This is a genomic window from Streptomyces sp. CRN 30, assembly GCF_034105845.1.
Genome location: NZ_JAVRHI010000114.1, coordinates 1 through 12608, shown reverse-complemented (window position 1 = coordinate 12608; position 12608 = coordinate 1). Strand labels below are relative to the sequence as shown.

Here is a 12608-nt window from a genome sequence, read left to right as displayed (position 1 = left end):
GCCCGCCGCGCCGAGCGCGCCGGCCGCGCCGGTCGCGCCGGTCGCGCTGGCGGTCCTCGCCGCGACGGAACGCCGGGTCGCCGAGCTGGTGATGGAGGGCGCGACCAACCGGGAGATCGCCGGGCGGCTGTTCATCAGCGTCAAGACGGTCGAGGCGACCCTCACCCGGGTGTACCGGAAGTTGGGGATCCGGTCGCGGGTGGACATCGTACGGCTCGCGGCGGGACACCGTACGGACTGAACCCCTACGAGGCGTTCGGGCCGGCCTCCCGGGAGGACGGCCCGTGGGTGTTCCCGGGACCGGGCGGGGTCGGTCCGGCTTCAAACCGGGCATGGGGTCATCGAGGGTTTTCCCTCCTCGACTCAGCTAGGGGCATCCCCCCTTGGGGCCGACGCGTGCCGTCCCTAGCGTGAGCACGTGCCGCTCGCCAGGGCACACGGAACGAGCGCCTCCCCCTTCTCCCCCCTTTCCGAAGGGGCGCCGCCGGTTCCGTGCACCACCCCCACCCGCGCGACCCCCACCGGCAACCCCCCATGATCGGAGATCCCGTGTTCGGGTTCAACCGTGCCAAGAAGACCGCCGTCGCCGCCGTCGCGACCGCCGCCGCCGCTGCGGCCGCCCTGCTGGGCGCCCCCTCGGCCGCCGCCGCTCCCCAGCCCATCGTCGGCGGCCAGACCACCACCGCGAGCGCGTACCCGTACGTCATGCAGATCACCAGCGCCGCGCAGTCCCAGTTCTGCGGCGGCACCCTGGTCGCGCCCAACAAGGTCGTCACGGCCGCCCACTGCATGGTCGGCAGATCCACCAGCAACACCCGTGTCGTCGGCGGCCGTACCTACCGCAACGGCACCGACGGCACGGTCGCGCAGGTCAGCCGCATATGGATCCACCCGAGCTACACGTCGGCCACCCGCGGCTACGACGTGGCGGTGCTGACCCTGTCGAGCTCGCTGCCGTACGCGACGGCGCCGTACGTCTCGGCCTCGCAGACCGGTGTGTACGCGGCCGGCACCACCACCCGCATCCTCGGCTGGGGTACCACCTCCTCGGGCGGCAGTTCCTCCAACCAGCTGCGCACGGCGACCGTTCCGACCGTCTCGGACTCCAGTTGCTCCTCGTCCTACGGCTCGTCCTACAAGGCGAGCGACATGGTGTGCGCCGGCTACACCTCCGGCGGCGTGGACACCTGCCAGGGCGACAGCGGCGGCCCCCTGATGATCAACGGCGTGCTGGCGGGCATCGTCTCCTGGGGCAACGGCTGCGCGTACGCCGGTTACCCGGGCGTCTACACCCGGCTGACGACCTTCTCGAACCTCGTCACCCAGCAGATCAACTCCTGACACCTCGTCACCACCCGACTCCCGGGGCGACGCCCCGGGCCGGTGCCGGGGGCGTTGCGGGCCGACCACGAGCGGCCCGCAACGCCCCCTTCCATATGCCCTCTACACCCGTGACCCCACCTGCAACTAATATGCAACAGCGCATACACAGCAACAGGGGACACAGGGGTGTGAGGTCATGACGGTCCGACGGATACGGAGAGCCGCCGCGACGGCGGCGGTGATCGGCGGGATCGCCGCCTGCTCGGCGCCGGGCGGCGGCACGGAGGGCGGTGGGGCCGCCGACTCCGTCGTGATCGGCGTGGCCAACGAGCCGGACACGCTCAGTCCGCTGCTCGGCTACGGCAACAGCGGCGCTTCGAAGATCTTCGACGGGCTGCTCGCCCGCGACGCCGACCAGCGGCTGACCCCCGCGCTCGCGACCGCGCTGCCCGAGGTCGGCGACGACGGCCGCACGTACACCTTCCGCCTGCGGGAGGGCGTGGAGTTCAGCGACGGCGAACCGCTGACCGTCGACGACGTCGTCTTCACCTACCGGACCGCCCTCGACCCGAAGACCAACAACACCTTCCGCAACGAACTCGACGCCATCGAGGAGGTACGGGCGGACGGCGACGACACGGTCGTCTTCACCCTCAAGTACCCGTACGCGCCGTTCGCCGGGCGCACGACGCTGCCCATCGTCCCCGAGCACATCGTCGGCGGACAGGACCCCAACACCGGCGCGTTCAACACGGAGCCGGTCGGCACCGGGCCGTACGTCCTCACCGGCTGGACCAAGGGCGAGAAGCTCACCTTCGAGGCCAACCCCGACTACTGGGGCGGCGCACCGGAGGTGAAGAAGGTGACCATGGCGATCGTCGAGGACGACGACGTGCGCGCCACCCGGCTGCGCTCCGGCGACCTCGACGGCGCGGTCCTCCCGCCCAACCTCGCAGCCACCTTCGACGACGACGAGGGCAAGGTGCGGTACGACGCGAAGACCTACGACTTCCGCGCCGTCACCCTCCCCACGGGCGACGAGGTCACGGGCGACCGCGCGATCCGGCGGGCCCTGGACGCCGCGGTGGACCGTGAGGCCATGGTCGAGCGGATCCTCTACGGCGCGGGCCGCCCGGCGTACGGGCCGCTGCCCACCGACGACGCCTGGTTCGCCGAGGGCATCGAGCGCGAGCAGGACCTGGCCGGGGCGAAGGACATCCTGGACCGGGCCGGCTGGAAGGCCGGCCGGGACGGCGTCCGCGCCAAGGACGGGCAGCGGGCGTCCTTCACCCTCCTCTACCCCGCGGGTGACAAGCTCCGCCAGGACCACGCCCTCGCCTACGCCTCCGACGCCAAGAAGGCCGGCATCGAGGTGAAGGTGGAGAGCGCCACCTGGGAGGTCATCCAGCCACGGATGGGCGAGGACGCGGTCCTCGCGGGCGGCGGCAGCACGGGCGACCCCGACTTCACCCTCTACCGCACGCTGCACTCCTCCCTCGCCGGCAACGGCTACAACAACATGGGCCGTTACGACAACCCGGCGGTGGACGAGGCGCTCGACACCGGCCGCCGCAGCCAGGACCGGGCGGACCGCGAGGCCGCCTACGACACGGTCCAGCGCGAACTGGTGAAGGACCCCGGCACCACCTACCTCACCCACGTGGACCACAGCTACGTGCTCGCCGACCGCTGGAACGGGCTGACCACACAGCTCGAACCGCACGAGCACGGCTTCGCCAGCGGCCCCTGGTGGAACCTGGAGAACTGGCAGCCCAAGAAGTGAGCGCCCGCCCCCGGTTCCTGCCCTGGGGAGCGATGGCGCGCCTGGCGGGGCGGCGGCTGCTGTTCGCCGCCCCCGTCCTCCTCGTCGTCACCTTCGGCGTGTTCGCGATCGCCGCCGCCTCCCCCTTCGATCCCGTCCAGGCGTACGCGGGCACCGCCGCCCTCGGCGCCGACCAGGAGACCCTGGACCGGCTCCGCGACAACCTGGGCGCGGACGAGCCCTTCACCACCCGCTGGTGGGAGTGGCTGGCCTCCGCGTCCACCGGCGGCCTCGGTCACTCCACCGTGATGCGGCAGCCGGTGGCCCAGGTCATCGGCGAGCGCGTCGTCTGGTCGGCGCTGCTGTGCGCGGTCGCCGCCACGGCGGCCGTGCTGATCGGCACGGCGCTCGGCGTGCTCGCCGCCCGCCGCCCCGGATCGGCGCTGGACCGGGTGGTGACCTCGCTGTCGTACACCCTGGAGGCCGCGCCGACCTTCTGGCTCGCCCTGCTCGCCGTCTGGCTCTTCGCGCTCCAGCTGGGCGTGCTCCCGGCCGGCGGCCTCACCGACACGGCCAGCGAGCAGGTCACGGCGGGGCAGGTGGCGAGCCACCTCGTGCTGCCCGCCGGTGTACTGGCCGTCTCCCAGCTCCCCTGGTTCGTCCTGTACGTCCGCCAGGGCGTCGGCGACGCCCTGGCGGAGGACCCGGTGCGCGGCGCCCGCGCCCGCGGGCTGAGCGAGCGCACCGTCCTGCTCGGCCACGCGCTGCGCTCCGGCCTGCTGCCGGTGCTCACCCTGATCGGGTCCCGCGTGCCCGAACTCATCACCGGCGCCCTGCTGGTGGAGACCGTGTTCAGCTGGCCGGGCATCGCCGCGGCCACCGTGGAGGCGGCCACCGCCGTCGACTTCCCGCTGCTCGCCGCGCTGACCGTGCTGGCCACCGCCGCCGTCCTGGGCGGCAACCTGCTGGCGGACCTGCTCTACGGACTGTTCGACCCGAGGGTGAAGTTCAGTGACATGTGACGTTCCCGCCGCTCCCGCCGCGCAGCAGGCCGTCTGGCGCTCCTACGGCACCCGGCGCCGCTCCACCCGCACGGTGCGGGTGCGGGTCTCCGCCGCGCTGGTCGCCCTGACCGTCCTCGCGGTGCTCCTCGTCCCGCCGCTGGTCCAGCTCGACCAGCAGGCCGTCGACCTGGCCGCCAAGCTGCGGCCCCCGAGCTGGGCCCACCCCTTCGGCACCGACGACCTCGGCCGGGACCTGCTGCTGCGCTGTGTGTACGGGCTGCGGGTGTCCCTGGTCGTCGGCCTGGTGGCGGCGCTCGTGGCGGCCGTGGTGGGCACCGCCGTCGGGGCCGCCGCCGGAGCGCTGGGCGGCTGGTTCGACCGGTGCGTGATGCGGGTGGTCGACACCCTGTCGTCCGTGCCGCACCTGCTGATGGGCATCTTCGTCGTCGCCCTGTTCCGGCCGGGTGTCTGGCCGGTGGCGGTCTCCGTCGCCGCCACCCACTGGCTGTCCACCGCCCGCATCGTGCGCGCCGAGGTGCTCTCGCTGCGCTCCCGGCCGTACATCGACGCCGCCGTCTCCGGGGGCGCCTCCCGGCGGCGGGTCGCGGTACGGCACCTGGTGCCCGCCGTGGCGCCGCAGGCCGCGCTCGCCGCGGTGCTGATGGTGCCGCACGCCATGTGGCACGAGTCGGCCCTGTCCTTCCTCGGACTCGGCCTGCCCACCCACATGGCGAGTCTCGGCAACCTGGTCCAGGGAGCACGGAGTTCACTGCTCGCCGGGCACTGGTGGCCGACCCTCTTCCCCGGCCTCTTCATCATCGTCCCGACCCTCGCCATCGCCGGCCTCGCCGGGGCCTGGCGGGAACGGATCAATCCACGGCGCCGATCGGAGCTCATGCTGTGAACGGGCGACCTCCCGTACTGTCGGTGCGCGGACTGTCGGTGCGCTTCCTCATGCCCGGTGGGCGCCGCATCGCCGCCGTCACCGACGTCCACTTCGACGTGGCGCCCGGCGAATGCCTGGCCCTGATCGGCGAGAGCGGCTGCGGCAAGTCCGTCCTCGCCTCCGCCCTCCTCGGCCTGCTCCCCGCCAACGCCCGGAGCGCGGGCGAGGCGTACCTCGGCGACCTGGACCTGGTCTCCGCCGACGAGCGGACGCTCAGCCGCGAAGTGCGGGGCCGCCTGATCGGCCTCGTCCCGCAGAGCCCCGCCGCGCACCTCACCCCCGTGCGCACCGTCCGCTCGCAGACCGAGGAGACGGTCGCCGCGCTGACCGGGGTACGGGGCCGGGCCGCCGTACGGGACGCGGCGCGGGCCGCCGCCGAGCGCGCCGCCTTCCCCGCGGACCACCTCGACCGCCATCCGCACGAGCTCTCCGGCGGCCTCGCCCAGCGCGCCGCCACCGCCCTCGCCCTCGTCGGCGACGCGCCCCTGCTGCTCGCCGACGAACCGACCACCGGGCTCGACCGCGACCTGGTGGACCGCACGGTGGACGAGTTGCGGCGGCACGTCGACAACGCCGCCGCGGACGCCGAGGCGGGTGACGGAAGCGGGCGGGGCCTGCTGATGATCACCCACGACCTGGCGGCGGCGGAGCGCATCGCCGACCGGGTCGCCGTGATGTACGCGGGCCGCATCGTCGAACTGGCCGACGCCCGTGCCTTCTTCGGCTCCCCCGGCCCCCGCCACCCCTACAGCCGCGGCCTGCTCCAGGCCCTGCCCGACCGCGCCTTCACCCCGATCCCCGGCATGCCCCCGGAACTGGGCGACCTCCCCGGGGGCTGTGCCTTCGCCCCACGCTGCGCCCGGGCGTCCGCCGCCTGCGCCGCCCTGCCGCCCCTGACCGACGGCCTCGCCTGCCACCACCCCGTCGCGGGTGCCGACGCGCCGCTCCCGGAGGACGCCCGTGCTTGAGCTGCGCGCCATCACCGCCGGGTACGACCGGAAGGCCCCGGTCGTCCGCGACGCCTCCCTGACCGTCACGCCCGGCGAGGCCGTGGGGCTGCTCGGCCCCAGTGGCTGCGGCAAGTCCACCCTCGCCCGGGTCGCGACCCTGCTGCACCGCCCCGACTCCGGCACCCTGCTGCTCGACGGCACGCCCGTACGGCGCTGGCGGCACCGTGCCCCGCGCGAGCAGCGCACCGCCGTCGGGGTCGTCTTCCAGCAGCCCCGCCTCTCGGCGGACCCCCGGCTGCGGCTCACCGACCTGATCGCCGAGCCGTTGCGGGCCACCGGCCGCCGTGAGGACGTAGCCACCCGGGTGGCCGAGCTGACCGAGGCCGTCGGCCTGACGCCGGAGCTGCTGGGCAGACGGCCGCACGAGGTCAGCGACGGCCAGCTGCAGCGCGCCTGCCTCGCCCGCGCCCTGGTGCTGCGCCCGCGCTGGCTGGTGTGCGACGAGATGACCGCGATGCTCGACGCCTCCACCACCGCCGCGCTGGTCGCGGTCGTCGAGGAGTACCGCGCCGCCACCGGCGCCGGCCTCCTCGCCGTCGGCCACGACCGGACCCTGCTGCACCGCTGGTGCGACCGGACGGTGCACTGGGACGAGGTGACCCGCGGGGAATGGTCCGCGCCGTAATGGAGCACGCGGGGGATGCGGCGACTTTCCCCTTCCTCGCCTGCTTACGGTATTCACTCCGGCCGCCGGCACATCGAAACGCGGCCGCGGGACTCGTCGTCCCGCGGCCGCGCTCGTTCACCCGGTCGGAACCGGCGGCCCGTGCCGGTCAGATGTCGCCGACGCCGACGCCATAGGTACCGTCCGCGGCGGCGGGGGCGTAGGTGCCGTCGCCGTGGAAATGGGCCTCGTACCCATTGGCCACGCTGTTGGCGACCTCCAGGCCGGACGGCAGGTTGGTGTCACAGGTGGCCGTGCCGTTGGCATCGGTGAAGGCGTCACAGAGGAACTCCTCGCTGCCGGCCGTGGTGAAGACCACCCGCAGCCCGGGCACGGGGGCGCCGTTGTCGCTGCGGTTGACGTCCGCGCGGTGGTTCCAGAGCTGGCGGGACAGCACCAGGACCTTGCCCTGGTACGCCTCCATGGTCACCGGGACGACGTCGCGGTGCGGCGTCTGCCCTGCCTGGGCGGTGCCGGCGAACGTGCCGGCGGTCAGCGCCGCCGTACCGAGCAGGACACCGGACATCCGGCGCAGCGTGTTTTTCATGGTGACCTCCGAAAAGGGTGCGGGAAAAGGGAAACCCGGTCGCTCGCGCCGGGGAGTTCCACAATCTGACAGGCACACCGGCACACAAGCAATAGAACACATGATCCCGAATGTCGACAGGGATAGCACGGCCGCTGATTCTGTGTATTCTTTCCCGTTTCCCGAGCGGCCATTTAGCGGGTTCACGCCTCGCATATTCCGGGCCACCGACGATCACCGGAACGGCAGTATGAAAAACACTCCTGGCACGGGACGCCAGGACGTGCCCCGAACGGGGTACCGCGGGCGCGGCCCGGCGGGGCGGTTTCGGCTGGACCCGAGCGGGTAGCGGGACCGGTTGATCTGTTACCACCGGGGCACGGGTAGGCTGGTGAGGCTGCGGCATCCCCACCGTCACCGTCCCCACGAGGTGCGTCACGCCTGCGGCAGACGAAATGGTCTTGTGGTGTGGCATGAGGATGAGACACAGGTGCTGATAGCCGGCCGTTACCAGCTGCATGATCCGATCGGTCGAGGCGCGATGGGGGAGGTCTGGCGCGCCTACGACGAGACCCTCGGCAGACCGGTGGCGGTCAAGCTCCTGCTCAACCAGGGCGCCGACGCCACGGCGGCCTCGCGGTTCCGGCTGGAGGCCCAGACCGCCGGCCGGCTCAACCACCCCAACGTGGTCGGCGTCCTCGACTTCGGCGAGCAGGAGGACCGCCTCTACCTGGTGATGGAGCTGGTCGACGGGGACAGCCTGGCCGGCCTCCTCGCCGACTCGGGCACCCTGCCCGCCGAGCGCGTGGCCCGCATCGCCGCCGAGGCGGCCGCCGGACTGGCCGCCGCCCACCGGCAGGGCATCGTCCACCGGGACATCAAGCCCGCCAACCTCCTCCTGGACGCCCACGGCACCCTGAAGATCGGCGACTTCGGCATCGCCCGCTTCCTCGACGACCCCGGTGCCGCGCTGACCGCCACCGGGCACATCGTGGGCACGAGCCTGTACATCGCCCCCGAACGCGCCCTGGGCGAGACCGCGGGCCCGGCCTCCGACGTGTACTCGCTGGGCTGCCTGCTCTACCAGCTCCTCACCGGCCGCCCGCCCTACGAGGCCGACAGCGCGGTCGGCATCCTCCACCAGCACCTCGACGCCACCCCCGTACCGCCCCGCGAGCTGGGCGTCGCGATCCCGCCCGCCTTCGAGAACTACCTGCTGAGCCTGCTCAACAAGCAGCCGCAGGACCGGCCGACGGCCGAGCAGGCGGCCGAGTGGTTCGCGGCCGGCTCCTGGCAGGGCCGCGCCGAGCCGCTCCCCGCCGCCGCTCCCACGACCGCCCCCATGGCGGCTCCCACCGGCACCCCGGGCACCGCTCCCGTACCGGGCTCCCGTCCGCTCGGCGAGACCGGCCCCCCGACCACCTACAAGCTGCCGGTGGCCGGCGGGGCCGCGAACCGCACGGGCCGGGGGCGGGCCGCACGACGGCCCGGCGTGCGGGAGTTCGTCACGAGCCGGCCGCGTGTGGTGGCCGCCGTCGCCGGCGCCGTGCTCTTCGTGGCCGCGGTGTTCCTCGGCATGACGTTGTTCTCGTCCGACGAGAGCGTGGCGGAGACTCCCGGGTCGGGCGACTCGTCGACCAGTTCCTCCCCCTCCCCGTCCGCCTCGCCCGGCACCACCGACGACACCGGGGCGGACACCGGGTCCGACACCGGATCCGGCTCGGGCTCGGGCTCGGGCTCGGGCTCGGGTTCCGGCTACGGCACGGGCACAGGCTCGGGCTCGGGGCCCGCGCCGGAGCAGGGCTCGTCGTCGGCCGACGCGCCGCCGCCGGCCGGCGAGACGTCCCCCGGCGGCACTCCGCAGCAGACGGAGACCGCCCGTGAGACGGGCTCCGAGCAGCAGGAGGACGAGGACGAGCCGGACGAGGAAGAACCGGACGAGAACGAGCCCGACGAGAACGAGGCGTGATCCGGCGGCCACCCGCTACTCCCGGCCCTTGAACGGCCCCTGCACGGCCCTCGAACGGCCACTGCACGGCGCCGGACCGTCCGCGCGGACGGTCCGGCGCCGTTCGCGTCCGTCCCCGCGGGTCCCTCCGCCGCGGTTCCCGGCTGCGCGAACGGCCGTTTTCGGCCTTTCCCGCCGCACCCGCCCGGACCACGCTCCGCGCGGCATCCGGCAGCCCTATGCTTCTACTCGCTTGTAGAAAGGGCCGCCGCGGAACCGGCCGGTCCCCCTCTCCCCTTCCCCCTGGAGACGACACACATGGCTGCGATCGACCTGGACAAGGTGCTGGACAAGGCATGGGCCGACAAGAGCCTGCCCGAGATCCTGGCCGCCCCGGTGGGGGCGCTCAAGGGGGTCTCCGACCGGGACGGCGAACTGCTGCGGGAGGCCTTCGGGGTGGAGACCGTGGCGGACCTCGCCGAGCTGAAGTACGTCCGCTGGGCGCAGGCGCTCGCCGCGCTCGACTCGGCCAAGTAGCAGGCCGACGCGGTGCGGTGATGCCGCACGCCCCTTCGGGGGCGTGCGGCATCATCTTCATGAACCACACGCACGTTTAAGGAGTGGACGCCACGATGGTGTTCAAACGACTGCTCGGCTCGCTCGGCGTGGGCGGCCCCACGGTCGACACGGTCCTCGACGCCGGGGCGGTCCGGCCCGGCGGCCCGCTGACGGGTCAGGTCCATCTCAAGGGCGGCAGCGCCGACTTCGACATCGAGCACATCACGCTGGAGCTGGTGGCACACGTCGAGGCGGAGCACGAGGACGGTGAGAGCGAGGGCGTCGTCGCCTTCGAGCGGTTCACCGTGGGCGGCGGCTTCCGGCTCGCCGAGGGTACGGAACAGAGCGTCCCGTTCAGCGTCGTGCTGCCGTGGGAGACGCCGATCACCGAGCTGTACGGTCAGGACCTGGGCATCGTGCTCGGGGTACGCACCGAACTGGCCGTGGCCGGCGCGAAGGACAAGGGTGACCTCGACCGGCTCGCCGTCGCCCCGCTGCCGGTGCAGGAGGCGGTCCTGGAGGCGTTCGGCGCGCTCGGCTTCGGTTTCAGGTCGGCCGACCTGGAGTACGGGCGGATCGGTGGCACCGGCCAGCAACTGCCCTTCTACCAGGAGATCGAGCTCACCCCCGCGCCGGCGTACGCGCACCAGGTGAACGAGGTCGAGGTCTCCTTCCTGGCCCACCCGGGCGGCATGGAGGTGGTCCTGGAGGCCGACAAGCGCGGTGGATTCCTCTCCGCCGGGCACGACGCGCTGAACCGGTTCACCGTCGTCCACGACGGGGTGGAGCACCAGGACTGGAACGGCGTCGTCGACGGCTGGGTGCGGCAGCTCGTCGAGCACCGCGCGTCCTACGGCGCGCAGACCGCGTACGGGTACGGCGACCCGTACGGCGGGCACGGGCACGGCGAGTACCACGGCCACGGCAAGGACGAGCACCACGACGGTCACCGTTCCGGCCCCGGCATGGGCACCGTCGTCGCGGCGGGCGCGGCCGGGCTCGCGGTCGGCGTCGTCGGCGGCATGGTCGCGGCCGAGGTCGTCGACGAGGTCGGCGACTTCTTCGAGGGCGACGAGGACGAGGAAGGCTGACGCGGACGCGCGAAGGCGGAGGCCGGCCCACGCCATGGCCGGCCTCCGCCCGGGGGGTCACGGAGCCCGGCTCACGCCATGGCCGGCTCCGTCCCGCGGTGGGGGCGGACCAATGCCCCCACCTGAAGCGTCCTCATCTGATGCGCGTCGCCACCCCGGTGACGGTGTGCAGCACCTGTTCCAGGGGACCGCGCCGGTGACGGCGGGTCCAGACGGTCGCCGCCACCAGGGCGACCGCGACGAAGGCGAACAGGACCGGCAGCGTGGACAGGCCCGAGTCGTCCTCCAGCGCGGGCACGTACCAGAGGTCGGTCAGGGCCCACAGGGCGACGATGTGCAGGACGTACGCGGTCAGGGCCGTCCGGCCGACCGCGCTGAGGGGGGTGGCCGTCCTCGTCAGGCGGGGCAGCCGGGCGGCCGCGGCGAGGCATCCGGCGATGACCAGGAGGGCGACGCCCGTGCCGCCGAGGACGGAGGGGGTCGTCTGGCTGTGCGGCGCGGCCACCAGCAGCCAGGCGAGCGGGATCCGGTCCACGGGGGTGCCGACGACGTCCGACCACCAGGCCGTCGTGGCCGGGCCGCCGTCCGTCGCCGCACCGATGACGCGCAGCGCGCCCGGGCCCGCGAGGTGCAGGGCCAGCCATGAACCGCCGTACCCGAGGACGGTGAGCGCGCCGCCGGTCAGTGCCAGCCGCCGCCGGACGCCGGGCCGGCCGAGGTCGAGGCGGCCCACCGCCATGCCGGCGACCATGAACGGCATCCAGGTGAGGGCCGGGTACGACCCGGTGAACAGCACCTCGACGAAGCCGTCCGTGCCGGTGAGGCGGGCCAGCGGGTCGAGGGCGACGACGGTGTCCGCCCAGCCGCTCGTCTCCGCCGACATGCGGACGGCGTACCACAGCTGGGGCAGGGCGAGCGCACCGGCGGCGGCGACGACCGCCAGTTGGCCGGAGCGCAGCCGGGCCAGCGGGAGCACGGCGAGGAACAGCAGCCCGTAGCAGACGAGGATGACCTCGACCGAGGTGTCGAGGTCGGTCAGGGCGTAGCCGAGCGCGATCAGCACGACGGCGCGGACGGCCACCCTGCCCTTCGCCTGCCGTCCGGCCCGTCCGGTCCGGGGCCGCGGCCGGCCGGTCAGGACGACCAGGGAGAAGCCGGCGAGCACCGCGAACAGGGCGGAGGAGCGGCCGTGGGTCAGCTCGAACAGGAAGCCGACGGGCCCGCCGACCGTCGCGTCCGGCCCGACGTGGGCGCAGTACATGCCCAGGACCGCGAGTCCGCGGGCCAGGTCGATGCCGGTCAGCCGTCCGGTCTGGGGTGTGCCGGAGGGAGCACGGCCCGTCCCGGGTCCGGGCGGCGCCACCGTCGGCACGACCGGCAGTTCGTGGTGCGTCATGCGACAAGACTCCGCCGGTGACGGGGCCCACCCCACCCGGCGACCTTCCGAGGACACCCGGCCGAACGGCTGGTCCTGCCCAGCCGGTCGGCCGGTCGACGAACCGGCCGAACCGGCGGGAAACCGCCCCGGCGCGCGAGGGCGCGGCCGTGGACGTGATACGCATCAGGTGAGGGCGGGCGGGGCGACGAGCGGCGCGGACGGGCGACGAGCGGGCGGAGCACGAGTGATCCGGGTACTGGTGGTCGACGACGAGGCCCTGATCCGTACGGGGTTCCGGCACATCCTGGGGGCCGCGCGGGACATCGAGGTGGTGGCGGCGGTGCCCGGCGGGGAGGCGGTGCGGGCGGTGCGGGAGGCCGCGCCGGACGTGGTGCTGC

13 protein-coding genes are annotated in these 12608 nt (G+C 73.7%); 11 read left to right on the top strand and 2 right to left on the bottom strand.

Annotated features, from left to right (window positions below; genetic code table 11):
* From UW392_RS10955 to UW392_RS10925, 7 genes are all read left to right on the top strand, one after another.
* Positions 1-241 (top strand): helix-turn-helix transcriptional regulator (locus UW392_RS10955; protein WP_320774729.1); only part of this gene is annotated, 241 nt, incomplete at its 5' end.
* 308 nt (positions 242-549) lie between these two features.
* Complete coding sequence (locus UW392_RS10950) at positions 550-1341, top strand: serine protease (protein ID WP_320774728.1); 792 nt, start codon at positions 550-552, stop codon at positions 1339-1341.
* A 178-nt stretch (positions 1342-1519) separates the two neighbouring features.
* Entirely contained in the window at positions 1520-3106 is a 1587-nt protein-coding gene (locus tag UW392_RS10945; protein ID WP_320774727.1) for an ABC transporter substrate-binding protein, read from the top strand.
* Positions 3107-3138: 32 nt separating this feature from the next.
* Entirely contained in the window at positions 3139-4107 is a 969-nt protein-coding gene (locus UW392_RS10940) for an ABC transporter permease (protein ID WP_320774726.1), read from the top strand.
* Positions 4097-4993 (top strand): ABC transporter permease, encoded by an 897-nt coding sequence (locus tag UW392_RS10935; protein WP_320774725.1) that lies wholly within the window; start codon positions 4097-4099, stop codon positions 4991-4993. Before UW392_RS10940 ends, UW392_RS10935 begins: the two co-directional genes overlap by 11 nt.
* A gap of 50 nt (positions 4994-5043) precedes the next feature.
* The gene (locus UW392_RS10930) at positions 5044-6003 is read left to right on the top strand and encodes an ABC transporter ATP-binding protein (protein WP_320774730.1); all 960 of its coding nucleotides are present in this window, start codon (positions 5044-5046) and stop codon (positions 6001-6003) included.
* Positions 5996-6670, top strand: coding sequence for an ABC transporter ATP-binding protein (locus tag UW392_RS10925; RefSeq protein WP_320774724.1), 675 nt, complete (start codon positions 5996-5998; stop codon positions 6668-6670). The genes UW392_RS10930 and UW392_RS10925 overlap by 8 nt, the downstream gene beginning before the upstream one ends.
* Positions 6671-6818: 148 nt before the next feature.
* Here UW392_RS10925 and UW392_RS10920 read toward each other — a convergent pair whose 3' ends face one another.
* Positions 6819-7256: a hypothetical protein gene (locus UW392_RS10920; RefSeq protein ID WP_320774723.1), complete on the bottom strand. Its 438-nt coding sequence runs from the start codon at positions 7254-7256 to the stop codon at positions 6819-6821.
* 520 nt (positions 7257-7776) lie between these two features.
* Here UW392_RS10920 and UW392_RS10915 point away from each other — a divergent pair.
* From UW392_RS10915 to UW392_RS10905, 3 genes are all read left to right on the top strand, one after another.
* Positions 7777-9204 carry a serine/threonine-protein kinase gene (locus tag UW392_RS10915; RefSeq protein ID WP_320774722.1) on the top strand — a complete coding sequence of 476 codons (1428 nt, stop codon included), beginning with the start codon at positions 7777-7779 and terminating at the stop codon, positions 9202-9204.
* A gap of 297 nt (positions 9205-9501) precedes the next feature.
* Positions 9502-9720 (top strand): hypothetical protein, encoded by a 219-nt coding sequence (locus UW392_RS10910; protein WP_320774721.1) that lies wholly within the window; start codon positions 9502-9504, stop codon positions 9718-9720.
* Between the two features lie 95 nt (positions 9721-9815).
* Complete coding sequence (locus UW392_RS10905) at positions 9816-10832, top strand: sporulation protein (protein ID WP_320774720.1); 1017 nt, start codon at positions 9816-9818, stop codon at positions 10830-10832.
* 133 nt (positions 10833-10965) lie between these two features.
* Here the strand turns inward: UW392_RS10905 and UW392_RS10900 are convergent, their stop codons facing one another.
* The gene (locus tag UW392_RS10900) at positions 10966-12228 is read right to left on the bottom strand and encodes a DUF418 domain-containing protein (protein WP_320774719.1); all 1263 of its coding nucleotides are present in this window, start codon (positions 12226-12228) and stop codon (positions 10966-10968) included.
* A 226-nt stretch (positions 12229-12454) separates the two neighbouring features.
* Between UW392_RS10900 and UW392_RS10895 the strand changes: the two genes are divergently transcribed.
* Positions 12455-12608 (top strand): response regulator transcription factor (locus UW392_RS10895; RefSeq protein WP_414495923.1); only part of this gene is annotated, 154 nt, incomplete at its 3' end.